The sequence below is a fragment of the Pelosinus sp. UFO1 genome (assembly GCF_000725345.1).
In the GTDB taxonomy this organism is placed as follows: Bacteria; Bacillota; Negativicutes; order DSM-13327; family DSM-13327; genus Pelosinus.
In genome coordinates this window covers 2,169,028-2,194,606 of sequence record NZ_CP008852.1, presented here as the reverse complement: position 1 = coordinate 2,194,606, position 25,579 = coordinate 2,169,028, and the positions used below count along the sequence as shown (strand labels likewise).

24 protein-coding genes, 1 pseudogene and 1 riboswitch are annotated in these 25,579 nt (G+C 38.6%); of the genes and pseudogenes, 2 read left to right on the top strand and 23 right to left on the bottom strand.

The window, feature by feature from the left end:
* Positions 1–117: 117 nt before the first annotated feature.
* The 10 genes from UFO1_RS10175 to UFO1_RS10125 form a co-directional block, all read right to left on the bottom strand.
* Positions 118–708 (bottom strand): 1-acyl-sn-glycerol-3-phosphate acyltransferase, encoded by a 591-nt coding sequence (locus UFO1_RS10175; protein ID WP_038670482.1) that lies wholly within the window; start codon positions 706–708, stop codon positions 118–120.
* A complete protein-coding gene (cmk, locus tag UFO1_RS10170; protein WP_038670480.1) occupies positions 701–1,375 on the bottom strand; it encodes a (d)CMP kinase in 675 nt (224 codons plus the stop codon). The genes UFO1_RS10175 and cmk overlap by 8 nt, the downstream gene beginning before the upstream one ends.
* Before the next feature lie 63 nt (positions 1,376–1,438).
* Positions 1,439–2,734, bottom strand: coding sequence for a 3-phosphoshikimate 1-carboxyvinyltransferase (aroA, locus tag UFO1_RS10165; RefSeq protein WP_038670478.1), 1,296 nt, complete (start codon positions 2,732–2,734; stop codon positions 1,439–1,441).
* A 33-nt stretch (positions 2,735–2,767) separates the two neighbouring features.
* Positions 2,768–3,778: a 3-deoxy-7-phosphoheptulonate synthase gene (gene aroF, locus UFO1_RS10160; protein WP_038670476.1), complete on the bottom strand. Its 1,011-nt coding sequence runs from the start codon at positions 3,776–3,778 to the stop codon at positions 2,768–2,770.
* A 74-nt stretch (positions 3,779–3,852) separates the two neighbouring features.
* On the bottom strand, positions 3,853–4,383 hold the full coding sequence (locus UFO1_RS10155; RefSeq protein WP_144390879.1) for a DUF5359 family protein: 531 nt from the start codon (positions 4,381–4,383) through the stop codon (positions 3,853–3,855).
* Between the two features lie 78 nt (positions 4,384–4,461).
* On the bottom strand, positions 4,462–5,706 hold the full coding sequence (locus UFO1_RS10150) for an NAD(P)/FAD-dependent oxidoreductase (protein WP_038670474.1): 1,245 nt from the start codon (positions 5,704–5,706) through the stop codon (positions 4,462–4,464).
* Between the two features lie 98 nt (positions 5,707–5,804).
* Positions 5,805–6,527, bottom strand: a complete 723-nt coding sequence (locus UFO1_RS10145; RefSeq protein WP_038670472.1) for a pseudouridine synthase — start codon at positions 6,525–6,527, stop codon at positions 5,805–5,807.
* 22 nt (positions 6,528–6,549) lie between these two features.
* Positions 6,550–7,527, bottom strand: a complete 978-nt coding sequence (locus tag UFO1_RS10140; protein ID WP_038670470.1) for a hypothetical protein — start codon at positions 7,525–7,527, stop codon at positions 6,550–6,552.
* 547 nt (positions 7,528–8,074) lie between these two features.
* Positions 8,075–8,254, bottom strand: coding sequence for a hypothetical protein (locus tag UFO1_RS10130; protein WP_038670467.1), 180 nt, complete (start codon positions 8,252–8,254; stop codon positions 8,075–8,077).
* 419 nt (positions 8,255–8,673) lie between these two features.
* On the bottom strand, positions 8,674–9,279 hold the full coding sequence (locus UFO1_RS10125) for a DJ-1/PfpI family protein (RefSeq protein WP_038670464.1): 606 nt from the start codon (positions 9,277–9,279) through the stop codon (positions 8,674–8,676).
* Positions 9,280–9,889: 610 nt separating this feature from the next.
* Between UFO1_RS10125 and UFO1_RS26115 the strand changes: the two are divergent.
* Positions 9,890–10,372 (top strand): annotated as a pseudogene (locus UFO1_RS26115) (CBO0543 family protein).
* A 281-nt stretch (positions 10,373–10,653) separates the two neighbouring features.
* On the opposite strand, the gene UFO1_RS25175 reads toward UFO1_RS26115, so the two are convergent.
* The 10 genes from UFO1_RS25175 to UFO1_RS10075 form a co-directional block, all read right to left on the bottom strand.
* The gene (locus UFO1_RS25175) at positions 10,654–10,800 is read right to left on the bottom strand and encodes a hypothetical protein (protein ID WP_158442791.1); all 147 of its coding nucleotides are present in this window, start codon (positions 10,798–10,800) and stop codon (positions 10,654–10,656) included.
* Positions 10,801–10,957: 157 nt separating this feature from the next.
* A complete protein-coding gene (lpdA, locus tag UFO1_RS10115) occupies positions 10,958–12,364 on the bottom strand; it encodes a dihydrolipoyl dehydrogenase (protein WP_038670461.1) in 1,407 nt (468 codons plus the stop codon).
* A 31-nt stretch (positions 12,365–12,395) separates the two neighbouring features.
* Entirely contained in the window at positions 12,396–13,223 is an 828-nt protein-coding gene (locus UFO1_RS10110) for a biotin/lipoate A/B protein ligase family protein (protein WP_236639372.1), read from the bottom strand.
* The gene (locus UFO1_RS10105; RefSeq protein ID WP_038670457.1) at positions 13,201–14,184 is read right to left on the bottom strand and encodes a radical SAM protein; all 984 of its coding nucleotides are present in this window, start codon (positions 14,182–14,184) and stop codon (positions 13,201–13,203) included. The genes UFO1_RS10110 and UFO1_RS10105 overlap by 23 nt, the downstream gene beginning before the upstream one ends.
* Entirely contained in the window at positions 14,181–14,981 is an 801-nt protein-coding gene (locus tag UFO1_RS10100) for a radical SAM protein (protein ID WP_038670455.1), read from the bottom strand. Before UFO1_RS10100 ends, UFO1_RS10105 begins: the two co-directional genes overlap by 4 nt.
* Complete coding sequence (gene gcvPB / locus UFO1_RS10095) at positions 14,969–16,420, bottom strand: aminomethyl-transferring glycine dehydrogenase subunit GcvPB (RefSeq protein WP_038670453.1); 1,452 nt, start codon at positions 16,418–16,420, stop codon at positions 14,969–14,971. The genes UFO1_RS10100 and gcvPB overlap by 13 nt, the downstream gene beginning before the upstream one ends.
* Positions 16,417–17,763, bottom strand: coding sequence for an aminomethyl-transferring glycine dehydrogenase subunit GcvPA (gene gcvPA, locus UFO1_RS10090; protein WP_038670452.1), 1,347 nt, complete (start codon positions 17,761–17,763; stop codon positions 16,417–16,419). Before gcvPA ends, gcvPB begins: the two co-directional genes overlap by 4 nt.
* Before the next feature lies 1 nt (position 17,764).
* Positions 17,765–18,154: a glycine cleavage system protein GcvH gene (gene gcvH, locus UFO1_RS10085; protein ID WP_038670450.1), complete on the bottom strand. Its 390-nt coding sequence runs from the start codon at positions 18,152–18,154 to the stop codon at positions 17,765–17,767.
* 2 nt (positions 18,155–18,156) lie between these two features.
* Positions 18,157–19,260, bottom strand: coding sequence for a glycine cleavage system aminomethyltransferase GcvT (gcvT, locus tag UFO1_RS10080; protein ID WP_038670448.1), 1,104 nt, complete (start codon positions 19,258–19,260; stop codon positions 18,157–18,159).
* 157 nt (positions 19,261–19,417) lie between these two features.
* Positions 19,418–19,505: riboswitch (glycine riboswitch) on the bottom strand.
* A 575-nt stretch (positions 19,506–20,080) separates the two neighbouring features.
* Positions 20,081–21,280: an iron-containing alcohol dehydrogenase gene (locus UFO1_RS10075; protein ID WP_038670446.1), complete on the bottom strand. Its 1,200-nt coding sequence runs from the start codon at positions 21,278–21,280 to the stop codon at positions 20,081–20,083.
* Between the two features lie 397 nt (positions 21,281–21,677).
* Here UFO1_RS10075 and UFO1_RS24045 point away from each other — a divergent pair, with 397 nt between their 5' ends.
* Positions 21,678–23,138, top strand: a complete 1,461-nt coding sequence (locus UFO1_RS24045) for a recombinase family protein (protein ID WP_051788887.1) — start codon at positions 21,678–21,680, stop codon at positions 23,136–23,138.
* A 20-nt stretch (positions 23,139–23,158) separates the two neighbouring features.
* On the opposite strand, the gene UFO1_RS10065 is transcribed toward UFO1_RS24045, so the two are convergent.
* The 3 genes from UFO1_RS10065 to UFO1_RS10055 form a co-directional block, all read right to left on the bottom strand.
* On the bottom strand, positions 23,159–24,202 hold the full coding sequence (locus UFO1_RS10065) for an FAD-dependent oxidoreductase (protein WP_236639371.1): 1,044 nt from the start codon (positions 24,200–24,202) through the stop codon (positions 23,159–23,161).
* Between the two features lie 164 nt (positions 24,203–24,366).
* Entirely contained in the window at positions 24,367–24,900 is a 534-nt protein-coding gene (locus tag UFO1_RS10060) for a spore maturation protein (RefSeq protein WP_038670444.1), read from the bottom strand.
* Between the two features lie 4 nt (positions 24,901–24,904).
* On the bottom strand, positions 24,905–25,498 hold the full coding sequence (locus UFO1_RS10055; protein ID WP_038670442.1) for a nucleoside recognition domain-containing protein: 594 nt from the start codon (positions 25,496–25,498) through the stop codon (positions 24,905–24,907).
* Between the last annotated feature and the right edge of the window lie 81 nt (positions 25,499–25,579).

Genomic DNA, 25,579 nt, shown 5'->3' with positions numbered 1-25,579 from the left:
AATATAATTCCTTTTATTTAGTGACTGTAACATAAAAAGAGGATGTACTGTTTCAAGCAGTAAACAAAAAGGTACCTTATGCAGATCATAAGTACCTTTTGTTTTTAATGTAGTAGTTTATCTTTCTTCTAATAAATGAGAAATCTCTTGCATTATTCTATTACTAAGGTTTTCCATTGCTTCTTTATCAGCTTTTCCCTGTTCAACAGTGATCGGATTACCGAACTTAACTATAAAACGCGGTAATAGAAGTCCATCTTTCCAGACCTTATTAGTACCAATTATTGCGGCAGGCACTACTGGGGCTCCAGACTTTAAAGCAATCATAGCCAAGCCTGTTTCTGGTTTACCTAGTTTTCCCGTCTTGCTACGTGTACCTTCTGGAAAAAGGCCGAGTAGCTCACCATTATTTAGTAAAGTAATCGCATGACGAATGGCAGTCCGATCAGCTGTAGCACGACGCACAGGAAAGGCTTTCAACTTTGTGAAAATCCATTTTAAAACTGGTTTTGCGAATAATTCCTCTTTGGCCATAAAATGAATAGGTCTAGCGAAAGCAGTTCCAACTACAGGGGGATCAAACAGACTCACATGATTAGCAGCTATAATTGCACCACCATGGGAGGGTATATTATCGGCTCCAATAATTTTACAACGAAAAATAACCTTAAAAAAATAATGTAAAAAGACCCTAACTACGTTATACAAGGCTAGATCTCTCCTCGCAATTTTTTAAAATTGCTGTTACCGCTTCTTCTATAGAAAGTGTAGTTGTATCAATTAATATAGCATCAGAAGCCTGTATTAGTGGTGCAAATTCACGTTCGCTATCTGCTTTATCGCGGTCAGCTATTTCTTTCTCAAGTTCTTCACGATTAACAATAAATCCCTTCTCCGTTAATTCTCGCCATCGGCGGTCAGCACGTTCTTTAATGGAAGCGGTTAAAAATACTTTTACATCCGCATTAGGTAGGACATGGGTGCCAATATCACGTCCATCCATAACAACTCCACCAGCGGTGGCCATTTGACGTTGCAATTGGAGCATAGCATCACGTATAGCTCTAATTTGAGCAATTTCAGAAACCAGCCGAGAAATTTCTGGATTACGGATTTCCTCAGTAACATTAAAACCATCTACAAATACCGTAGTCTTTCCATCGACGTAATCTAATTGAATCTTAATATTTTTAGCTATATTTTCAATAGCTATTATATCATTATTTACATTGGTTTTCATTACTTTCCAGGTAATCGCCCGATACATTGCTCCTGTATCAATATAGTTATAACGAAGCCTATGAGCCAGTATTTGAGCAACCGTACTCTTACCTGCTCCAGCAGGCCCATCTATCGCAATAATTAATTTTTTCATGACTTCCTCCATATACAAAATTAAATATACTGCTTCCAATCTATAACTGGAAGCAGTATAAAATTATGCTCTAATAATATCTAATGTTGTAAAGAAATTAGGATAAGAAATATTAGCACAATCAGGTTGATTAATTTCCACACCATTTGATGCAGCACCAGCAATTGCAAGAGACATAGCCATTCGGTGATCATGGTAAGAACAACATTTGGCAAACTGTAATTGCTGGCGGCCATTAATGATAAGGCCATCCTTTGTTTCCGTTATAATGGCTCCCATTTTACCCAGTTCGCTAGCAACAGCCTTTAATCGATCAGTTTCCTTTACCCTTAATTCGTCAGCATCCCGAATCGCAGTCTGCCCGTTTGCAAATAAAGCTGCTACAGCCAATACTGGTATTTCATCAATTAGTCTTGGTATAATAGGGCCCTCAATTGTAACACCTCTTAATTCGGCTGATTTGACCACTAGATCAGCTACAGGCTCAGCACCACTAAAACGTTCATTTTCGATCGTTATATTTGCCCCCATTTGCCTTAGTATATCTAAAATGCCTGTGCGAGTTGGGTTTATTCCAACATTTTTAAGAGTTAAATGGCTATTAGGAATAATGGATGCCCCTACTAACCAAAAGGCAGCTGAGCTTATATCCCCAGGCACATCAATTTCCGCTGGTGCCTGTAACTCAGCTACAGGACTAACGCCTACACTCGTACCTTGTCTTTCAATTTTTACACCAAAAGTCTCTAACATAAGTTCTGTATGGTCACGGGATATATATGGTTCTGTCACAATACTTGGGCTACTTGCGAATAGCGTTGCCAATAATATTGCTGATTTTACTTGAGCACTAGCCATTGGCATATTATATTCTATACCCTCTATTTTTTCACTTGGCATGATAGCCATAGGAATATACCGCGTATCTTGACGACCGCTTATTTTCCCGCCCATCTTAGTTAAAGGAGTAACGACTCTAGCCATCGGCCTACTACGCAAAGAGGCATCACCTGTAAGTACACTAAAAAAGGGTTGTCCTACTAAAATACCTGATAATAGACGTAATGTAGTCCCAGAGTTTCCTGCATCCATTATGTTAGGCGGCTCTTGTAAACCATGTAATCCATTTCCTAGAACATGTAAGTTATTAGATGCATCTTTTTCAATTTTTGCCCCTAATGCTCGCATACAACTAACAGTTGATAGACAATCTTCAGCGTATAAGAAATTTTTTATTACTACAGGTGTAGAAGCAAGTGCTGCAAACATAACGCTTCTATGAGAAATGGATTTATCGCCGGGAATATGTATTGTTCCAGATAAACCACCTTTAGGACTTATAGTTATATTTTCTAACATGTAAAATCTCCCCCCATGTTTTAGTCAACTATATTACATAACCCTATCAATAGCCATTGCCAGGCATTGTAATTCTCTCATCATTTGTTCAAAATTGTGAGGTGTTAGCGATTGTTGCCCATCGGAAACAGCTTCTTCTGGACAAGGATGAACTTCAATAATTAAGCCATCCGCTCCAGCTCCAAGAGAGGCTTTTGACATTGGGTTAACTAAACGCCAATTCCCAGTACCATGACTAGGATCAACAATAACTGGTAAATGACTAAGGTGTTTGATTAAAGGTATTGCATTTAAATCTAAGGTGTTACGCGTATATGTTTCAAAAGTACGAATACCGCGTTCACATAACACTATATTCTCATTGCCACCAGCCATAATATATTCTGCTGCCATCAACCACTCTTCCATAGTAGCTGATAGACCACGTTTAAGTAAGATCGGTTTCCCGCTTTTGGCTACTTCTTTTAAAAGTACAAAGTTTTGCATATTGCGGGTACCAATTTGTAGCATATCTACATACTCACTCATCATTTCAACTGTTCGAGGATCTGTTACCTCGGAAACAACTGGTAATCCTGCCTTAAGAGAAACGGCTTTAAGTATTGCCAATCCCTCTTTTTCGAGTCCTTGAAAGCTATATGGTGATGTGCGCGGTTTATAAGCCCCTCCACGAAGCATACATGCTCCAGCTTTTTTTACGGCTAGGGCAGCTTCTAGTAATTGCTCATATCCCTCGACAGCACATGGACCAGCAATAACAGATACATTTTTATCACCAAATACAGCATTACCAACAGTTACTATAGTATTTTCTCGCCGAAACTCCCGGCTAACTAATTTGAACGGCGTTACAATTGATATTACTTTTTCAACCCCTGGCATTCGTTCAAAACTTGCAGGATTACAAGTTGAAGAATCACCAATCGCCGTAATAATTGTTTTACCATAACTATTAAGACAATGAACCTCTATTTCATGCTGGCGAAATTTCCCCATTACATGTTCGATTTGTTTATCTGTCGAATCTGTCATTACAATAATCATCTATAAGAGCCTCCGATAATTTAACAAAAATATATTTATTTATAATTCACCGCCAGATTCTATTATCCTTTTTACTACTCATTTTTAAATTTTATTTTACCAATTGGCAGAATTCTCTTCGATCCTTCTACGATTAAGCCATCCTGTGGAGAAAGTAGATCATTATCTGGGACATTAATAATAAATTGAATTGGCTGAGCAAGGGCTGTTGCATCAATCTCAACATAATCACCATCATATATGGTAATCTTGCTATTGCCCTTGGTAAATCCGTCTACTCTTTTACCATTTACCATTATAAAAACATCTGATTCTGTAGATGGTTTAACCATGTGAATTAGAAGTACCTTACTTTTACGCAAAAGATTTTGATAGTGTTTAATAACAGTAGTTTCTTCAACAATTTGTAAGGGCGTATCTGTATGTAGAGGTATAGCAGCAGTAATACGTTCACCTTCCATTTGATCAACTTTCGATAAATAGATTCGTGTACCTTCTTTAAATAGCAACAGTTGGGATATAAACAACGTCGTAATACAGATTACTAGCAAGCGAAATAGTATAGCTTCACCACGTTCCATCCAATTGTCCTTAGAGTTAGTCACTAAAGATGTCACCCGCTTTTCTACCTTTTTGTCTTTATTATACGCCGTTTCTTCCAGTACATACTGATCTGTTAGATGCTACATTTCTGCCGCATTTTGACCTGCTACATATCCAGTAGAAAAAGCAGCTTGCAAATTATATCCACCAGTATAACCATCAATATCAATTACTTCACCAGCAAAATACAGTTCTTCCACCACTTTTGATTCCATGGTTTTGGGGTTGATTTCCTTAACGTGTATACCACCTGCTGTGACAATTGCCTCACTAACTGGACGTGTGGCTGTTATTGTAAAGGTTAATTTTGTGATCTGTTCTACTAATCGGGCACGCTCGCCTTTTGTTATTTGATGAACAAATTTATCCGGATCCAAATGCGCTAAATCGATAATGACATTAATTGATTTAGCTGGTAGTAATTCACCAAGTGAATTTTTCAATTGTTTGCGGGCGAATTTTTCAAAGTCTCGCTGAATTCGTTTATCTAACACTTCAGATGTTAAAGCTGGTTTTAAGTTAATTTGTATTAGTACCTCTTGATTGGGATGGTTTGTTAGTAGTTCAGCTACCTTCTTACTTAATGATAAAATAATAGGTCCAGATAACCCATAATGAGTAAATAACATCTCGCCGAAATCATCCGCTACTTTTTTGCCTCCAAAAATTACACTAGCAGATACATTTTTTAATGATAACCCTTGTAGCTCACCAATCCAATCTTCCCCTACCTCTAGTGGTACTAACGACGGCTTTAATGGAACAATTGTATGTCCAATCATTTCACCCATACGATATCCATCGCCAGAGGAACCAGTACCAGGATAAGAAGCACCACCAGTGGCTAAAATCACAGCGTCAGCCCTGTACTGAACATTGTTATTAGCAAGAACTCCTGTTACTTTACCATCATGCGTGAGAATTCTTTTTACCTGCTGACCCGTTACCACTTCTATATCAAGTTCTTTAAAGGCCTTCATAAAAGCTTGCACGACATCTTTTGCTTGATCGCTTACAGGGAAGACACGTCCACCCCGTTCTACCTTAGTCATTACTCCATAGCTATTTAAAAAATCGATGATATCTTGGTTACTAAAACTATATAAGGCACTATAGATAAAAGAGCCATTTCCCGGCATGTTTTTGATAATAGTTTCCTTATCAGCAATATTAGTAATATTACATCTACCTTTACCAGTAATAGATAATTTCCTACCTACAACAGACATCTTTTCTAAAATAGTTACTTTTCCACCATTTTGGCTGGCACTAACGGCGGCCATCATTCCTGCCGGCCCACCACCAATTACAATAATCTTTTTCATCTAAACACCCTTTCATGTAGATTTTAGTGCATAAAATTCCTATATGTAGTATAACAAAAAGCCCTTATTATGTTGCAAATAAGGGCTCACACTCTTATTTATTTATTGAGATTCTGTAAGGCTTCTACTTCTTGAGGAAGTAAGTGTCTATAACTACCTCGGCGTAAACCTTCAAGTGTCAGAAAGGCAAATTGAACCCGTTTAAGTTGCTTCACATCCGAACCGATTGCCTCAAACATACGTCGTATTTGACGATTTTTGCCTTCATGAATTGTGATTTGTAGACTCGTCATATTTCTTTCTCGATCAAAATCTATCATGTTTATTACAGCGGGTGCTGTCATGCCATCCTCTAATTGAATACCAACCCTAAGTAAGTCGAGTTTTTCCTGTGACGGTCTGCCAGCAACCTTGGCTATGTAAGTTTTATCTATTTTCTTACTTGGATGTATTAATGCATGGGTTAGTGCGCCATCATTAGTTAATAATAGTAGGCCTTCTGTATTATAATCAAGCCGACCTACTGGGTAGATACGCTGAGTAATATCACTAACTAATGATGCCACTGTCTTACGATCTTGGGGATCTTTTAGTGTAGTTAATATTCCCTTTGGTTTATACAGTAAAATATAGACGAGTTTCTCACCGGCTATAGGCTTACCGTCAACCATAATCCGGTCTTTACCTGGAGTTACTTTCGTCCCCATTTCCGTAACTACCTTACCGTTTACCGTCACTCGACCTTGTTGTATAATTTTTTCGGATTCTCTTCTAGAAGCAACTCCAGCTTGGCTGATAACTTTCTGCAAACGTTCCAATATAATAAGCTCCTTTGAAAAATAATTAATCTACCATAATGTTATAAAAATCAGTTTGTTGTTTACAAAGTCTAATTTCTTTGTTTCCCTGTACCTTTTTTAAGCAACTGCCACAAATACCTTCACCACAACACATTGTAGCATTATTAGTCGCCACCATAGGTATATTAACTCCTGCTTCCTGCATAGCTGTTATTACTCCATAATGTTGACTATCAGGTCCGGCGCTTACTATAAGGTCGGGCTTCTCCTGATCTATCCACTTTTTAAGCGTAGGCATTCCTACCTTACGCAAGGAAGGTACAATATGTACTAGAGCACCTAATTGATGTAATTCTTCTGCAATAAATATACTTCCTACCTTACCAGGGGCTAATATGGTCATAACTTGATTATTCTTATCCTTATTCATTAAATTAACCGCAAGAGGTAATCCTGGGGCTTGCCCTATACCACCAGCTACTAATATTATCTTACCATAAGTAAGATTGTCAATCCAGGGCTGACCTAAAACTCCGTTCCAGTAAGGTCCACGTATGACTATTTTACAGTTATTATCGGCTATAATCCTAAGTGATTTAGGTCCGATGGTTTCTATGACTACTTGTATCGTATTATTTTCCACTTTCATAATATTAACGGGGAAAGAAAAAAAGTGTGGATCATTTGGACGCCGTAAAAAAACAAAAGAACCGATTGAAGTTAATTGTTCGGCAAATTCATTACTCACTTGCATTTCTAGCCTATATGTATTCTCACTAATTTGTTCTTTTATAACAAAGTTAACCTCTTCTTCCTTCCTTGTTTTTATGATTTCATCACTTTGTGGTTGTTTTTTATACTGCCAATGTTTTTCGTATAATATACATACTCCCGCCCAATTGCAATTACAAGTACCGTCTCCTTTTAAATGACTGCAAACAACACACTGATTCGTTTCTGCTAATAAACATGGGCAATATTTTGAATTAATATCAATACACTGGAATATATTCCTATCCATCTTATACCTCCTTATACTAGGCATATATTATAGATATCATTCAATCCAGCACGAGTTACTCTTTCATTTATTTCAGTACGGTTTATAGAATAAAGGGATAGATTTTTCATTCTTTCAAAATATACAGATCCTGAAAAAGAATAACGCATACTTAATCCCGCTTCAGTTTTCATCTGTTCATGTACAAAGTGGATGAAGTCACCAGAGACTAATGTTGTTGGTAATTCTAAATATTGCATATCCAAACAATGTCTAACAGCGTAATTTACAATATGATATGCAATAATACTTTTCTTCATTATACTAAATAATTAGGACATTCTTTTGATGTAGCCATCCATTATTTCCTATAATAAATACAAGAAACTCCCTAAACTCTAGGGAGTCTCTTGTATTTCCATTCCTTGAACAATTGTCCTCATCTCAAAATAAATACTATTACATATCCTACAATCCGTCCCCAGCTTTTAATTGTGCAGCTTGGTGAATATCTAGGAGGCCAATAATTCTCATAGCTCTCGCTATTGTATTAATAAGATAGTTTTACTTAGATACTATTTTCAATTCTTTCTAATTTATAAAGAATTGGATGAAGCCCATCAGCACAACAAAATATTTCAGTTCCTTTTTGCTTAATCCAAGGATAATCATGCCCTAATGCTATATCACCTACTTCAATCTTTTTTAGAACAGTAATTTTTACATCGTAATATCTTGTTGCCGCCATATTTCTACCTCCGATACTTATCTACAAATTAAGCCAACTCACTTTTTCAACAAAAGATCAATAATCCCGCTAGGTGTAAAGATAGTCTATTAATATATATCCTCATAAACTTTGGTATTTTTCAAACATCCTCTTGTACAATTAATACACAATCGGGCAAGGTAATAATATTCCTAATTAGCTCCGTATAAAGGATATGATTTTATTACAAGCTAAATTTAAAAAGGGGCGTATTTATGCTTTCTGCAAGTAGCGAGTCTGAATATATGAAATGTGATGCTTGTGGTCAAGAAAGAGAATGTTTTGTACAACGTAAATTTGGCAATGAACAGGCCCTGTGTGCATATTGTTTGTCTGCGATATATTGCTATTTATAAAATTGGGGAGCCACTTTGACTTCCCTTATTTTATATAATCAATTATTCATACATCTTGGAAAACGGGTCATAGTTACTATTTTCATTCCAGAAGTATTCAATCCTTTGACTAATCTCTAATGCTTTTTCCTTCCCCAAAAGGTCTGCTATAAATCCTAATGTCATATCTATTCCAGCCGATACCCCTGAAGATGTATATATATTATTATCCCTTACCCATCTTGCTTCTTTTATCCACAGAACATCTTTCCCTTGCTCTGTAACCCAATTAAATGCTCTTTTATTTGTTGTTGCTCTTTTTCCATTTAGCATTCCCGTTTTAGCGAGTAAAGCCGCACCTGTACATATGCTAAGTATATATTTTGATTGACTAGAAAAAGTTTTAATAAGATTTATAAAATTGTTGTCTTGAATATTTTCTCTTGTTCCAATTCCACCTGGCACAAGAAAAATTTTTTCCTTACCTTTTTCGCTTGTATATAAATTAGTATCTACTCTTACATTTTGAGAGCTTTCAACAATTCCTCCATTAGCAGATACAAAATTCAATTTAAAAATATCAGGCAAACCCCCAAGTATTTCAACAGGACCAAAGACATCTAATGTTTCAAATTTATCAAATAAAAGTATGTCCACTCTGTAGATCATATAACTTCCTCCATCTTAATTATCGGTTTACTTCTTTTTTATCAGCTAATTTTTAGGCTCTACCGTCATCACTTTGTTAAGAGAATATCTTTATCCTCTTATCGGCCATATATAACCAATAACATATGTAACTCTTTTTAAACTTTCAATAAAGTCTCTACTTATATTTCTAGAAAATCACCCATAGAAAGTAAATCTATCATATTTAAAACTTACTACCTAATCCAAAAAATTCCTGCTATAAGGCAATATAAAAATTATGACATACTTACACATCCATGATCTTAAATTTACTTGTATGGAGCAAATAGACCACTGATTGGTGATAATAATGATAAGATAAATAAAAACTACTACATTGTAGGTTTGCGAATGCAAACACCATATTATCATTTTATCAGAATTAACCACCATCATATAAAATCACTCCTACTATCCCCATATACTACACATACTAGATATGGTATTACGCCATATCTATTTCCATTTTTCAAGATAATGAATGAGGGAAAGCTCAATAATAAATCTTACATTCCTTTTTAATGGGAATAATTGATAATAAGATTTTTCGATTAGAGAATCACAACAATAACAAATTGATGTAAGGAGAATGATAATGTCACTTGAAAAATTTATATTATATATAATGTGGTTTATCCCAATAGCTTCTTATGTGCTATTTATTCCCAGATATAAACAACGCAATGCCCAAATCAGTTTCTTATTTATGCAATCGTTCACTTGGTTTTTTGGGTTAGTTACCGTTGATTTGGGATTTATCGAATACCCTATACGTTTTTTCTCTGAGGTTAATAGAACTAATTTTTCCTTTGAGTATTTAGCCTACCCTGTCATTTGTGTTTTTTAAAATATCTATTATCCAGAAAGTAAAGGCAGATCAATTAAGTTTATATACTATGCTAGTACCTGCTTCGCTATCACTGGTCTAGAACTTATATTTCAGAATTATACACAGCTCATTAAGTACATAAATTGGACAGGTTATATTTCATGGATAACTTTATTCATTTCTTTATATGTGTCTAGGTTATATTACAGATGTTTTTTAAAAATACCATCGATTCCGTCCTAATATTCTATTTTCTCAACTAGATCTAAAAAATCAAAGTTAACATTATAGTGAATAATGAATACACTATAAAGAGTAATTATTATGAAAAACGGAGGGATTATTATATGCAAGACCAGTCATGTACGATTGCTCTACTTGTAGGAGGCGCATTGCTTGCTGGAGCGGTGTATACTTATGCAAAACTTGGTTTTTTCAAAATAGATTAGAGTAAATCTAAACTACTTAAATTTTATCCTTACAACAAATTAATCACTATCCTGTCCATTTTTTTGCCGGAGAAGTCATTCTACTTCAGAAATCTTCTTCTTCTTTATTATACGAATGGCGACTTTAATCATAACTGCGTATCCTCTAGCCAATTTATCTAAATCTTTATGAGGATTATAACTTACTGTCACGTTATACTTAGGGGATGCTGTTTTTTCCACCCTCACCACCTCCCGTACAGTTTATGAGCTACTGCTTTCCAACATTACTATAGATAAAAAATATAATGACGCAGAAAAGACACAGCACTATTCCACTACTAAATGGACGTGCTGTGTCTTATATTTTCAAAAATGTCTTTAGTAAATTAGAAAATACTCATAGAGGTCGTCCCTTCAAGATAAACTGATGGATGATATCACCATTAATTCCATGGGCGCTCTCCATTACCGTCTCAGATAAACTAGGATGAGGGTGAATTGTGTGGGCAATTTGATCTGCCGTTAAGCCATTATGAATGGCGATTGCACCTTCCATAATTAGATCACTAGCGTGGGCTCCTAAGATATGCATGCCTAGTACTTTATCATTATTAGCATCGGCTATAATTTTGACTAAACCATCTGCTTCCCCCATAGAAACAGCCTTACCATTACTAGCAAAATTAAATTTACTAACTTTTATATCTATGTTTGTGTCTTGAGCCTCCTTCTCATTAAGCCCAACCATAGCTAATTCTGGCGTAGTAAATATACAACCTGGCACTGCACTGTAATCCATACTAATATTACCACCCAATGCATTTTCTGCAGCAACCATACCCTCTGCCGAGGCGGCATGAGCCCACATTTCCTCTCCAGTGACATCACCGATAGCATAAATTCCAGGTATATTGGTCTCCATTTTGCTGTTCACCTTAATACCAGCCTGGCTGTAATCAATACCTGCAGCTTCAAGCCCTAGCCCAGCTACTATAGGTTTTCGTCCAGTTGCTACTAATACTTTTCCCACAGTGAGTTCTTGAATTGACTTACCATTATCAAGAGAAACCTTAACGCCTTCGTTGTTTTCCTCCATACCAATTACTTTGGTATTTGTCAGCATTTTTATGCCCTGTTTGCGTAAAAGGATCCCCATACGTTTGACTATTTCATTATCAATATTCGGTAAAATTGTCGGCAGCATTTCTACTACGGTTACATCTGAGCCAAAGGATTGAAAAATAGCGGCAAATTCAATCCCTACCGCACCTGCACCAATGACCATCATACTGCGTGGTACATGATCTATCTCTAGCAGCTGATTACTGTCAATGACATTAGGCAAATCCTGGCCTGGTATAGGTAAATGCATGGGCTCAGAACCTGTAGCAACAATAATATGTTTTGCTTCATAACTGATTTTCTCTTTTCCTTGTGTGATAATCAACCGATTTGGCCCTTCTAGTACTCCTACTCCATATATCGTTTCTATAGCATTGCTTTTAATTAACTGTTCAATACCGCCACGCAGCTTGTTAACAACTTGATTTTTACGTAATCTAATGGCATCAAAATCAAATCCTATATTCTCAGCCTGCAGACCAAATTCATGACAATTCTTAAGTTCTTGCCATTTTTCAGCGCTTTTTAATAAGGTTTTGGTAGGAATACAACCTCGGTTTAAGCAGACTCCACCCATCTTATCCTTTTCTACCAATAATACTTTCCCGCCTAATTGGGCAGCTCGTATGGCGGCAACATAGCCTCCAGGACCACCGCCGATCACCGCTACATCATAACCCATTTTTTTCCCTCCCTTGGTATTGTTGCCACAGCTAACGAAGCATTTTCCAGAAGTCCTGACTATATTTTGTTGACGCCAACTCTTTACTTACTCTCTTTTCTTCTTCTGTAAGTTCTCCACTCACTAGCTTGATGCCTAGAGCCGCCCCAAAAGCCTCGGGCATGGGATGATACACTTCTTGCCACGTTACGGTTCTTCCTAACACATCTTCAATCGCTGTAGCTCTCCCCTTTAACATTTGAGCTGTCTGCTGGCGTTTTTCTACTGATGGCAGCCGCAGTAACTCTACAAACTGCTCAGCGAAAAACCGCAATAGTAACGATCCATGCTGTAAAATAACGCCATTCTTACGTACCTGGGCACTTCCCGCCAGCTTTCGCCCTTCTACTGTAACTTCATAATGAGAAGGAGCATCAAAGCAAGCCGCTGACGCAGGTTGTTTTTTCCTCTGCCCATAAGCCGCTGCAGGCACAGTCATTTGTGCCTGTATACCAAGTTCCCTAAGACCAACTAATAAACCGTTGCTAAAATAGCGATAAGATGCCGTAATGGTTTTAGGGATTAGAGGGTCATCTTCCTGGACCACAATGCTATAGGTGAGCTCGGCATCATGCAGAACTGCTCTACCTCCAGTTAATCTGCGTACCACGTCAATGTTACGCTCTTTACATTGATCAAAATCAATTTCAGACATCGCCCTTTGAAAATATCCTAGACTAACTGCTGCAGGTTGCCAGCCATAGAACCTGAGTGTGGGCGGAACTTTACCAGCGCTATGTGCCAGTAATATGGCTTCATCAACAGCCATATTTATTGCGGCATCAGCGAACCCACTGTTAATTAGTCGCCAGTTCATCATATTCTCCCCTAACAATCTCGCACTCCTCAATGGCCTTAGTAACTTCTAAAGAAGTAAGGCGGCGAGGATAATTATACATAAGACCGCCAGGACGCTCATTATAGTAAGGACGATTACAATCATCACAGCCACTTGTTTGAAAAGCTTGACCGTCTTCTAATATCCTTAATAACTCAACCTCGGGTACATTAAACTCGGAAATGATCCCATCCTGGTAGCCAATGATATCCTGCTTATACCCGTTCCTAAGCAGATGATGAGCAATCTGAATGCGCCGATAGTGAGCAATTGTTGGCGCATTCAGATGTGCCCAAGGGGTCCCACGTATAGGCGTAAAGGCAAATAAGCCAATTCTGATTCCTTTATCAATACAGGCCGCCATTCGACTCACCATATCCTCTTCACTTTCTCCTAATCCTACGATGAGATGCGTGGTAACAAGGCCCGGCAATGCCAGTGTGCACTCTAGTAAGAGGCTCCACTTGGAAGCCCACTGGCCGTTTTTCACCTTCTCGTATAACTCTGGCGTAGCGGCATCTAGAGCAATACAAACCCTTTCTGCGCCTCTTGATACAAGTTCTCTCGCCTGCTTTACTGTTTCTAGATGACTGGATACGCAGATAGGAACCGCACTGCTAACATGTAATAATTCAAGTGCATTAACAGTAGTATCCCAACTATTTGCGCTGTATACCACCTGCAAACAAGCTCGCTTTATTGCTCCTGCTTTATAAGTATCTCTGATTCCGGCGGCAGCTTCTTCCTTCGGAAAAACTGGCCAAGTTACCCTGGAAAGCAGGTTTACCCTGGCCTCACTGTCCCGTGACTGGGCACAAAATTGACAGTTGTTTTTGCACCTTTCCCCGAGCATAATATAAGCAGTAGTAGGCAGAACATCCGCTTTAATTTTCTTTTTGCCAATTACGCAGGCTGTACCTGCAGAAAGTTTCCAAAGGTTCATAGTACGCAGCACTCCTCAGTCCATAAGATAGACATGCCTAATTTTTTTGCTAGTGCCACAGCTTTAGGCGTAGGATTCACAATCGTATCCATACCGATTTTAACCGCCCATTGATCAATTTCACTACGATAATGTCCACCAGGACGCATACAACCTAAGTGAATGGGTATCGAGGGACATACCTGACGAGCCCACGTTAATAGTTTTACTACCTCCTCCATCTTTGGGGGCAAACAATCTGCATAACGAGTCCCACGAGTTGGTGTAAAAATAATAAATGTTAATGCATCCATACCGAGCTCCTGCAAAAGTTCCACTGCTTGATATTCGCCTCTGATCTCGCCAGCATGTAGACCAATGCAAATATGGGGCATTACCTTAACTTTTTGACGTAATTCTTTATAACAATGGATATAATCACTTACTGTCCGTTCTATACCAAATACTTCACGAATGGTCTCATCATCACCAACAAAATCAAAAGAAATACAGTCAGCAATCTCAGCGATTTCTACAATTTCAGCCTTATCTATCAATCCCACATGAAGATTATAAAGCCTTCCTCGTTTTAAGGCTCTCAGTTCAGAAATATGCTGACCAATAGGAACGGTCCCGTCAGCTTTACAGCCGCCGCTAATCAAAAAGCTAGTGGCGTTGCTCTCCTGCATAGCAGAGATTGGCAACATGTATTTAAGATAATGACCACCACAATGAGCGCAATTTTGTTCACAGCGATTTTCTGTGACACTGATGGATTTGGTATTCTTGGGGTATGTAAAACAAATTATTCTTTCCATCTTACAACCGGTTTGCGAGCGGCCAAAGTTTCATCTAAACGCCCAACTACTGTAGTACTGGGAGCACTCTTAATTAGGGACTGGTCTTCTTTGGCCTCCTGCGCAATTTTTCTCATTACAGCAATAAATCCATCTAAGGTTTCCTTGCTTTCTGTATCCGTTGGTTCAATCATGAGTGCTTCTTCTACAATCATAGGGAAATATATGGTGGGTGGATGATAACCATAATCCAGTAGTCGTTTGGCAATATCTAGCGTTCGAATGCCATATTGAGTTTGTTCCTTGGATGTTAAGATACATTCATGCATACAAAAACGAGTAAAAGGAGCATGGTACTGTTGCCGCAACTGGGTCAAACAGTAATTGGCATTCATTACAGCATCTTGACTGGCTTGGCGCAATCCATCTGGACCTAAAGCACGGATATAAGCGTAGGCACGAACAATAATCCCAAAATTACCATAGAAAGAATGTACCTTGCCAATAGACAGTGGACGATTATGATCTAGGTCATATTTACTTCCATCAAAAGTGAGCACAGGGGTAGGTAAAAATGGGGCAAGGCTACGCTTTACACCTACAGGTCCTGAGCCTGGACCACCACCCCCATGTGGTGTACCGAAGGTCTTATGAAGATTAAAATGGACAACATCAAAGCCCATATCTCCAGGCCTAACAATCCCCAAAATGGCATTGGCATTAGCCCCATCATAATATAACAGTCCACCCGCATTATGGACAATGCTAGCAATTTCTTGAATATTGGTTTCGAACAATCCCAAGGTGCTTGGATTAGTCAACATGAGGGCAGCCGTATCTGGTCCTACTGCTCTGCGGAGTGCTTCTAAATTGATAGATCCATCTTCATTTGATTTTATTTCCACGATTTCCATCCCACATACGGCAGCTGATGCAGGATTGGTGCCATGAGCCGAGTCAGGCACGATAACTTTGTTTCGCGCTTCCCCATTGCGCCGATGATAGGCCCGAATCAGCTTTAATCCGGTCAATTCACCATGAGCACCTGCAACTGGCTGCATGGTAACAGCATCCATTCCTGCAATCTCAGCAAGATACTGTTCCATGTTATATAACAGTTCTAAGGCGCCCTGCACTGTTTCAGGCTGCTGCAAAGGATGCAATAAAGCAAATCCAGGATAACGGGCGATATCTTCATTCACTTTTGGGTTATACTTCATGGTGCACGAACCTAATGGATAAAAGCCTGAATCTACACCAAAATTCCGTTCAGACAGTTCTGTATAATGACGCATTAAATCTAGTTGACTGACTTCTGGCAGGGCCGCAGGATTTTTTCGTAAGAATTCTCGGGGTATTAGTGATGTAATGGCTTCTTCTGGTACATCACATTTTGACATATCTATGGCACAGCGACCTTCTTTCCCTATTTCAAAAATCAAGGATTTAGTTTTTCTCATACTATCGCCCCCAATTTCTTTACCAATTGGTTAATATCGTCCTGCGTCCTGTTTTCTGTTACACACAATAGCATGCAGTTTTTAAGTTCTGGATAATAAATACCAAGGTCCAATCCACCAATCATTTTTTCCTGTAGTAATTCTTCATTGATTTGAGCGATGGATTTTGGACAACGTATAATAAATTCTTTAAAATAACTTGCCCCAAATACAGAGGTGAATCCTTCTAGTTTTGTCAGCTCACGGCATGCGTAGTGAGATTTTTGCAGTGATAATTCGGCTACCTGACGCAGACCCTCTTTACCAACAGCACTCAAATATACAGCAGCTGTTAAGGCGCACAAAGCTTCATTGGAGCAGATATTTGAAGTCGCCTTTTCCCTACGTATATGCTGTTCCCTTGCCTGTAAAGTTAACACGAATCCTCGATTACCATCATGGTCCACGGTCTGCCCCACAATACGACCAGGCATCTTGCGCATCAGTTTCTCATTAGCAGCAAAAAAACCCAGATAAGGACCACCAAAAGCAGTTGCTAATCCCATAGACTGGCCTTCACCAACTACGATATCGGCACCAAGTACACCAGGTGCTTCTAAAATACCTAAGGAAATAGGATCGCCAGCTACGATAAGCAATGCTCCCTCTGCATGAGTAAGGTCAGCAATTTTTTTTATATCTTCAATACACCCGAAAAAATTAGGTGATTGAATGATGACAGCAGCGATATTTTTGCTCATTAATTGTGTGAGTTCTTCCCTATTCACAGTACCATCTGTATAACCAATCTCTGTTGTTTTATATCCCCAATCCGTTCCGTACGTAGTGAGCACAGTGCGGTAATGAGGATGCACTGTGCTTACTACCAGCACTTCACTGCGATCTGTGACGTTACATGCCATCATTGCCGCCTCGGCTAAGGCGGTACCACCGTCATACATGGAAGCATTGGAGACTTCCATCCCTGTTAACTGGCAGATCATACTTTGGTATTCCCATAATGCTTGCAAGTATCCTTGGGAGATCTCTGGCTGATATTGAGTGTAAGCTGTATAAAACTCAGAACGTCTTATTACATGGTCAATCACACTTGGTATGTAGTGATCATAAGCCCCTGCACCTAGAAAACAAGTATATTCCTGGAGATTAGCATTTACCCCAGCTAATTTATGAAGGTAGTTTATCAAATTCAGCTCCGACATGGGAGCAGGTAACTGTAGTGGGCGATTAAATAATAGATGGGTTGGAATATCATTAAAAAGATCTTCCACTTTCTCTACACCAATGGCAGCAAGCATGGCACGTCGGTCTTCGTAAGTATGAGGTAAATAGCTCCACCCCATTTTAATGACCTCCCTCAGCTATTAATTTTTCATACTCGTCACTACTAAGTAGTTGGTTCAAGTCTGCTGGATCGGCTATTTCGATGACTACCAGCCAACCCTCGCCGTAAGGATCTTCATTCATAATTTCTGGTGCATCAGTAAGCGTCTCATTTACTTCCACAATCACACCACCAATAGGTGCATAAATATCAGATACTGCTTTCACTGACTCTACCACTGAAAAACTCGCCCCTACAGCTATCTTACTGTCCACTGTAGGCACCTCAACAAACACTACATCACCAAGCTGAGACTGAGCATAATCGGTAATACCCACCCTTGCACGAGTTCCCTCAATTTTTACCCATTCATGGTCGCGTGAATACTTTAATTCTACTGGAGTTTTCATTTTTATTTCCCCTTTCTTCTATAAAATGGTTTAGGAATTACTTGAGCAGCTACCTTCTTACCACGAATTTCTATATCAAATTGCTGTCCAATTATAGCAAATTCGGCTTCTACTAAAGCAAGACCGATATTCTTATCCAAACTTGGCGAATAGGTTCCTGTGGTTACTGTCCCAATGCATCGCCCTTGTGCCATTACAGGATATTCAGGCCGAGCAATCCCTCGTCCAGTTATAACAAAACCTACAATTTTACGTTTTACGCCATTTTTCTTTTGCTCTGCTAAAGCAGCACAACCAATAAAGTCACCTTTATCCAGCTTCACAAACATACCAATCCCTGCTTCTAAGGGGGAAATCTCCTTGGATAATTCATGCCCATAGAGTGGCAGGCAAGCTTCAAAACGCAGAGTATCTCTACAGCCTAGACCTGCAGGTAACAGCCCATAAGACTTACCTGCGGTCATTATAGAATTCCACAATGATGCTGCATCCTCTGGACGACAGTAAATTTCAAATCCATCTTCGCCAGTATAACCAGTTCTAGATACTAGCGTCTCCTTGCCTGCCACCATTACTTTTGGTAAAAACCAATAATACTCTAGATTTTCTAAAGCTACATCTGTCAATTGGCTAAGAATAGCCTGAGCTAGGGGACCTTGCAAGGCTAGCTGCGCTGTGTGATCGGATAAATTGATTAATTCTGTATGAAAGCCTCCCTTATTTTCCTGCATCCACTGCCAATCTTTCTCAATATTAGCCGCATTAATAACTAATAAATATTCTTCTTCACCCTGCTTATAAATAAGCAAATCATCAACAGTACCACCATCCTGATAACACATGGGCGTATACTGTATTTTATGATTAGCAAGGCGAGATACATCATTCGTTACTAATTTTTGTACAAATGCAAAGGCATCAGGCCCCTTGACAAGTACCTCCCCCATATGTGAAACATCGAATAAGCCAGCCTTTTCTCTAACTGCTCGATGTTCCTCCAAAATCCCAGTATACTGTACTGGCAGTAGCCAACCTCCAAATTCAACAATCTTTCCACCGTACTCTAAATGTGTCTCATATAGAGGCGTCTTTTTTGATGCTGCCATAATCCATCTCCCCTTTCTGCTTGGTTTTAAAAAAAATAAAGACAGAGACAAAGGCGGACGAATCCTCCTTTGTCTCTGTCTGTTGTACCTGAGAGTTTTGCCTAAATAGGCTCCCCATCGGTGACGCCTTTACACAAGGCGTGCTCTCCAGAGTATAGTCCGGTTACGGTCCTTTTTGCCTGAGAGTTTGACAAAGTTCTTGCTCCTTCGGCGCCGCATTTAGCGATCTCTCCCTATAACCATCATCCCTATGCATTATTTTACTATTACGAATATTCTAGCAAATTAGTTAATTTGTGTCAATCGTATTTTATCGATGATTATCCTGTCAAAAAATTCGCATTTGAATCCTTGTAGAATTTTTCCGAATAAATGTAATTATTAATAGATATGATGATAAAAAGTGCTTTTTACCATTTTTTCTTAAGTAGGCTTAATGTTTCAGGAGAAGCCCCTAAGTAAGATGCAACATGCTTTTGTTTTACTTTAGAATAGATATCTAAATGTTCTCAATAATATCACGGCAACGTTGTTAAGTATCATATTAAAGTAAGCTTCTCTCTTCTTTTATATAATAAATGTATTCTGTGTATCGTCTTGTAATGACAAAAATAGTGGCTCACTATCAATATAAGTCATATAATTTGTATAATGACTAATACATCTGAATCTTCCAGCGCTTCAATATAATATGCTGAAGGTATCTGATAAATATAATTTGAATAGGAAGCAGCAGAATTTACTATCATTATCTATAGTCGTAATAGTAAACATACAAAATGCCTACAAGGATTCGCTCCAGAATCCTTGAGGCATTTTTTTATAGAGAATCTGCATAAATAGCAGCAACCGTCTTCCGGCTGGCCTCAATTGGTGCCATGCTGAGTAGTAACCCCAAGCTAGGAGTTTCAAAAGCTAAATCTGTCAGACGAGCCACATCACCATCTACAAATCCTTCCTCACGCAAGTTTTCCTTTATGCCGAGTGCCTTAAGCCATTGCTTTAAGCCGATGTAAGCAGAATGTGCTTCTTCTGGCGTACCTTTGATTCCAGGTAGTAAAGGTGCTAGGATATCTGCCAAAATAGCTCCCTTGGCTGGATAAATGTGTTTCACTACTGCTGGCAGTAGAATTCCTAGTCCTGAACCATGGGCCAAATCTGGTTTCATGCCACTAAGAGGATGTTCCATGGCATGCGTAAAATGTAAAAGTCCATTATCGAAGGCAACACCAGCGATCATGGAAGCGTACAGCAAATAATAGCGGGCTTCCAGATCCTTCGGATTATGCTGAGCTAATGGAAGGTAATGGGCAACTAAGCGAATTGTTTCTCGAGCTAAGCTGATGGCAAAAGGGTTGCCCAATTTTGTGGTAGCCGCCTCGACAACATGATTGATAGCATCAATTGATACATAGGCTGTCTGATCAGCTGGCAAAGTAGTCATGAGGGCTGGATCATCGATAGAGTACATAGGATACAAGCAGTCATAGGCAATAGCCGGCTTATATTCCTTCTCAGGTATACTGACAACTGCAAAACGATCAGCCTCAGTCCCTGTTCCGTGGGTTAAATTAATGGTGATAATCGGAACTGCTTTTTCAGGTACAAAAGCAAATTCGTACAGTTCACGTGCTGTTTTACCTTGGTTAGCTAATAAAACAGCCACACTCTTACCTGCATCAATCGGGCTGCCACCACCAATAGCAATAACAGCTTGTGCTCCAAACTCCATTGCTACCTGTGTTGCTTCATCAACTTGATCAACCGTCGGATTGGGAGTGATCTTACTGTATAATACTGGTGCGATACCAGCAAAAGAAAAGGCCTGTTCCACATGTACCCAAGCACCAGACTTGATATGTGACCCCTTACCAGTAACTACGAGAACCTTATTAATCCCCTGTTTAGCTAAAATGATCGCAATTTCGGTTATCTTAGTAATCGCGCCCACACCAAAATACACTATAGTCTTAGTCCGAATTTCCACAATTCGTTCCAAATCAACTTGTCTTTCCCACATATACATTCCCACCTTTCTATTAATTTTCCTTATATCCATATATATATGTCACTAAAAAACAAAGATAACTGTTTTTGTGAAAATTATAACAATAACATTCTAGAGATAGATTAGGATTTACAATTCATGCACAAGATTATTTCTCGCTGTTAAGTGATATAGTTCTCATTTATCTTAAACGTTTGTATCATCTGTAAATAAAATATCACTTCCTGCGAAAATAGAATCAAATCTATTAAACTTAGAAAGTTTTTTTAATTAATGAATGATATGAAGAATATATTTAATTGCGTACCTTATAGGTATTAACTAAAGGAATGAAGACTATATCTATTAAAGCTCACTACTACTAAAACAGAAATGATCTGTATCCAACATATATATCTAGGAGGATATTATGATAATCTCAGCAGCTGGATATCTGCGTGTCAGTACCGATGAACAAGCAGAACATGGAGTCTCACTTCCATCACAGAAATCGCGTATCATCGCTTACTGCCAATCACAGGGCTGGAATTTATATGACTTATATATTGATGATGGGTACAGTGGCAAAAATCTTAATAGGCCCGCAATGCAACGATTGATAGCGGATGTAAAAGAACAAAAAATCGGAGCCGTTATAGTTATCAAGCTTGACCGGCTATCGCGTCGGCAAAAAGATGTTTTATATCTACTTGAAGACGTTTTTGAACCTTCCTTTGTTGGATTTAAATCTGTATCTGAACCATTTGATACTACTACCCCATTTGGTAAGGCTGCTATTGGTATGATGGCCGTTTTTGCTCAATTGGAAAGAGAAACAATCGTAGAGCGTGTACGCGAGGGGAAAAAGGAAGCTGCAAAGCAAGGTCGTTTTATGGGAGGCCCTATTGCGCTAGGGTACAAATTTAATCGCGACACTCGAAAATTAGAAATCAATGAAATGGAGGCTGAAACAGTTCGCTTTATCTTTTCAGAATATCTTAATAGTGGCAAAGGGTATCAACATATTGCTGATGCTCTTAATGAACGTCATACTCCAACACCAAGCACCGCAAACCAGTGGTCAAGAGGTACTATAAGGGCTATCCTTAGAAATGCATTCTACGCAGGATTTGTGGAGCATAAAGGAAATATGAATAAAGGGGAACACCCTGCTATCATCCAAGAGGAAGAATTTTATACTGCACAAAAAATTAAAGCAATAAGAAGTAGTTACACCCCAAACGCCGAGTCAGGTCTTTTAACAGGAATCATATATTGTGGTGAGTGTGGTGCTAGGATGCGAATGAAAAAAGTATGGAAGAATCCTAGGAATCCAGTGGAGAAAGTTGACTATTATACTTGTTACTCACAAGATCGATCTTCAAAATCTATGATTCGTGATGTGAATTGCAAATGTGGACATAAGCGTGCGTCTGAGATCGAAATGGCTGTCATTAAATCTTTACATGAGTATAAACAGGATCCAATAATTTTAAAAAATACTATGGATAAACTTCTAAAAGATACTGCAAATGAACATATTACAAAATCCCAAACGCAGGCAGTAAGAGAATTAGATGGAATTAAGAAAAAATTAGATAAATGGTATGATGCCTTTGAAAAAGAAATTATTTCAGCAGATGACCTAGTTAATCGAATTAAAGATTTGCATGAGCACCGTGCTTATCTCGAAGGTAAAATACTTGAATACGATAAAATCATGAAAGTAAATACCAGCCAAGTTGCTACAGCAAAAGAGATATTTAATATATTAACGAACTTTGATATGATTTGGGACGGTGCAACCAAAGAAGAACGACGACAAATAGTATTGAGCTTTGTCCATAGCGTCACGATAGATAAGGCAAATAATATCTTTATTAAATTTTGAGAGGCATCGCTTTTTGTGTACTATGCTACAGCATTATTACCTGCTAGTAAACCAGTGACGATAGCTTCCGTATGACCTACAAGAATTGCTGATTTTTCACCACAACAAAACAGATTTTCCACACCTTCAACCTTTAAAGAACTTGAGCAAGGTGCCATTCCCAAATACCTTACCGAGTTACCTACACTCCCTGCATAAGGATCTTCATAACGAGCTTGTTCCAAACCAGGAACCTTTCGTAAATCTTCTATGGAAAAGAAGGGTGTCATTAGTTTTACATGGCCAGTATCTAGCAACACAAGGTTAGCTGCATATTCAGGTAAGGCATATTGAGTGCATGCTTTTTTACCTAACGAACTGCCTTTTTGCAGTTTTTCTGGTAGTGGTAATACTACGACGCCTTCCCTATCTAATTGGTCTCTGATTTCCTTATTAATTGAATCTTTACCTAGCTTACAAGACCCACTCATTGCGCCAAAGGATCCATCCGCTTTTCTTCCCATTATTTCTTTTACTTCTGCTTTCGCTGTAACGCTTACTCGTGGGCCAAATGCGGGACAACGTAATACACACATGGCGCACCCGTTACCATATTTAAGACAATTCCCCATAGATCCCGCCGTGCCAGTTGCATCAATAAATACATCACCGTCTATTTCGGCTCCGTCATTTACAACTAAGGCCTGAATCTTCTTGCCAAGTTTTACTACATCAACTACTCGAGTATAAGTCCTAATTTCAATACCATAGTTTTGTAATATTTTTTTAACCAACGGTTCCATTGTTGTTACGTCATATGTAGAAGCATGTTTATGTCCTGGGAATGAGAAACCTTTATGTTTAGTATTAGCATCCATAGCAACAAATACATCTCCGCCCCCCATAGCAATGGCTTCTTCTGCTGCTGTATATCTTCCATTATTACGGAATATACCTCCTACTAGACCAGTGCCCAATAGCAAATCAGTACGCTCCAATAAAAGCACATGGGCTCCAGTTTTAGCTGCTGACAATGCTGCAGCGCATCCTGCCCATCCTCCTCCAATTACTACAACCTTTACCATAAACATCCCCCCATACATTCTGCTATCACACTACAGTCTATTCTCTTCAACGATAAGTGACACTTAAATAGCAAATAAAAAAGGATGATTACATAATCATCCTTTTTTATACCTACTTTATCCTTCTATAAGAAATAGCATAAGATCGGTAACATCTATAAGCACTAGAATAAATGTTGGCATATATAGATAGAGCCCCAAAAGCCGATCAGATCACCAAGTAAACCAACCAAAACTGAATAACGTGGATTACTTATACCAATCGCACCAAAATATACCGTTAATATATAAAAAGTTGTATCTGTACTTCCTAAGACAGTAGAAGCAATTCGACCAAGCATAGAATCGGGTCCATAGGTATTTAATATTTCAGTAGTTAAACCTAATGCTCCCGTACCTGATAGCGGGCGCATGATAGCCAATGGTACTAGCTCCGGTGGAACGCCACAAAATGTTAAAACCGGATTTATAGCCTCTACTACTAGATCCATTGCACCTGATAACCTAAAAATATTTATTGCAACCATCATGGCTACCAAAAAGGGCATAATTCGAATTGCAGTGTAAAATCCTTCAGATGCGCCTTCTACAAAAGCTTCATATACCTTTACATGGCGAAAGTAGGCAATTGTTGGAACCAGTAATAAAATGATGGGTATCACCCAAACAGATAAGTGCTCGGAGAGTAGGATAAACATCCGTCTACCTCCTTACACGACATTGATAATAAATTCGGCAAAGGCGATCAGCAATGATCACACTAATAGTGGCAATAAAACTCACGATTAACGTTGCACCAATAATTTCAGTTGGATTAACTGATCCTGCAGCAGATCGAATTGCGATAATGGTAGCAGGCACCAATGTAAATCCTGCTGTACATAATGCTAATAGTGTACACATAGCAGGTGAGGCTGTATCTTTTTCTTTATTAAGTTGTTGTAATTCTTGCATTGCTTTTATACCAAGTGGCGTAACTGCATTACCAAGGCCTAGCATATTCGCACTAAGAGTCATAATAATTGCTCCCATAGCTGGATGATTCTTTGGTACACTAGGAAATAGAAAACGAATGACCGGGCCCAATAGTCGTGAAATAAAGTTTACAATACCTGCTAATTCAGCAATTTTCATAATGCCTAGCCATAAGCACATAATCCCAATTAACTTAAAAGATAATCCTACTGCTCCTTCCGCCGCGCTAATTGCACCTTGTGTTACCACTTCTATTCTACCCTGCCAACCGGCATATAGTATACCTGCCACCAGCAATAATAGCCAGATTAAATTAATCATATACATCACCCCTTATGAAGGTATGATGTACCTGTTATCACTAGAACAATTTAATTAAAATAAAAAAGTGAGATCTTATCT

What these genes read in the sequence shown, in the direction of transcription:
- cmk (WP_038670480.1), bottom strand. Translation starts at nt 1,375, where the DNA reads ATGAAAAAATTAATTATTGCGATAGATGGGCCTGCTGGAGCAGGTAAG.
- aroA (WP_038670478.1), bottom strand. Translation starts at nt 2,734, where the DNA reads ATGTTAGAAAATATAACTATAAGTCCTAAAGGTGGTTTATCTGGAACA.
- aroF (WP_038670476.1), bottom strand. Translation starts at nt 3,778, where the DNA reads ATGATTATTGTAATGACAGATTCGACAGATAAACAAATCGAACATGTA.
- UFO1_RS10150 (WP_038670474.1), bottom strand. Translation starts at nt 5,706, where the DNA reads ATGAAAAAGATTATTGTAATTGGTGGTGGGCCGGCAGGAATGATGGCC.
- UFO1_RS10140 (WP_038670470.1), bottom strand. Translation starts at nt 7,527, where the DNA reads ATGGATAGGAATATATTCCAGTGTATTGATATTAATTCAAAATATTGC.
- UFO1_RS10130 (WP_038670467.1), bottom strand. Translation starts at nt 8,254, where the DNA reads ATGGCGGCAACAAGATATTACGATGTAAAAATTACTGTTCTAAAAAAG.
- UFO1_RS10125 (WP_038670464.1), bottom strand. Translation starts at nt 9,279, where the DNA reads ATGATCTACAGAGTGGACATACTTTTATTTGATAAATTTGAAACATTA.
- lpdA (WP_038670461.1), bottom strand. Translation starts at nt 12,364, where the DNA reads ATGGGTTATGATGTAGCGGTGATCGGCGGTGGTCCTGGAGGCTATGTT.
- UFO1_RS10110 (WP_236639372.1), bottom strand. Translation starts at nt 13,223, where the DNA reads ATGATGAACTGGCGACTAATTAACAGTGGGTTCGCTGATGCCGCAATA.
- UFO1_RS10105 (WP_038670457.1), bottom strand. Translation starts at nt 14,184, where the DNA reads ATGAACCTTTGGAAACTTTCTGCAGGTACAGCCTGCGTAATTGGCAAA.
- UFO1_RS10100 (WP_038670455.1), bottom strand. Translation starts at nt 14,981, where the DNA reads ATGGAAAGAATAATTTGTTTTACATACCCCAAGAATACCAAATCCATC.
- gcvPB (WP_038670453.1), bottom strand. Translation starts at nt 16,420, where the DNA reads ATGAGAAAAACTAAATCCTTGATTTTTGAAATAGGGAAAGAAGGTCGC.
- gcvPA (WP_038670452.1), bottom strand. Translation starts at nt 17,763, where the DNA reads ATGGGGTGGAGCTATTTACCTCATACTTACGAAGACCGACGTGCCATG.
- gcvH (WP_038670450.1), bottom strand. Translation starts at nt 18,154, where the DNA reads ATGAAAACTCCAGTAGAATTAAAGTATTCACGCGACCATGAATGGGTA.
- gcvT (WP_038670448.1), bottom strand. Translation starts at nt 19,260, where the DNA reads ATGGCAGCATCAAAAAAGACGCCTCTATATGAGACACATTTAGAGTAC.
- UFO1_RS10075 (WP_038670446.1), bottom strand. Translation starts at nt 21,280, where the DNA reads ATGTGGGAAAGACAAGTTGATTTGGAACGAATTGTGGAAATTCGGACT.
- UFO1_RS24045 (WP_051788887.1), top strand. Translation starts at nt 21,678, where the DNA reads ATGATAATCTCAGCAGCTGGATATCTGCGTGTCAGTACCGATGAACAA.
- UFO1_RS10065 (WP_236639371.1), bottom strand. Translation starts at nt 24,202, where the DNA reads ATGGTAAAGGTTGTAGTAATTGGAGGAGGATGGGCAGGATGCGCTGCA.
- UFO1_RS10060 (WP_038670444.1), bottom strand. Translation starts at nt 24,900, where the DNA reads ATGTTTATCCTACTCTCCGAGCACTTATCTGTTTGGGTGATACCCATC.
- UFO1_RS10055 (WP_038670442.1), bottom strand. Translation starts at nt 25,498, where the DNA reads ATGATTAATTTAATCTGGCTATTATTGCTGGTGGCAGGTATACTATAT.